This is a genomic window from Pseudomonas sp. DE0010 (assembly GCF_007680745.1).
In the GTDB taxonomy this organism is placed as follows: Bacteria; Pseudomonadota; Gammaproteobacteria; order Pseudomonadales; family Pseudomonadaceae; genus Aquipseudomonas; species Aquipseudomonas parafulva_B.
Genome location: NZ_VEJQ01000222.1, coordinates 1 through 263, shown reverse-complemented (window position 1 = coordinate 263; position 263 = coordinate 1). Strand labels below are relative to the sequence as shown.

Below are 263 nucleotides of genomic sequence, written 5' to 3'. Positions count from 1 at the left end.
AACAGCTCGGCGCTGTGGCGATAGACCGCGGAGAGGGAATCCTCGGCGAGATCGAGCCGGGGGCAGTGGCGCTGCAGGTAGTTGCCCAGGCTGACCGTGGCGATGGCGGGAGGCAGGGGCAGGTCGCAGGCCAGCCAGTCCGCGACCCGGCGTCGATAGTCCTGCTTGGCGAATTCGCACAGGGCATTGATCTGACTGGGGCCCTGCGGTCGCCGCTGCAGGGTGCGGTATTCCTTCACCAGCAGGCGCGCCTCGCGCAGGCG

1 protein-coding gene is annotated in these 263 nt (G+C 69.2%); it reads right to left on the bottom strand.

All coding sequences use genetic code 11. The annotated features are described in order from the left end of the window. Positions 1-263: hypothetical protein (locus FS767_RS23005; RefSeq protein ID WP_178102785.1), on the bottom strand; the 263-nt coding region annotated here is incomplete at both ends.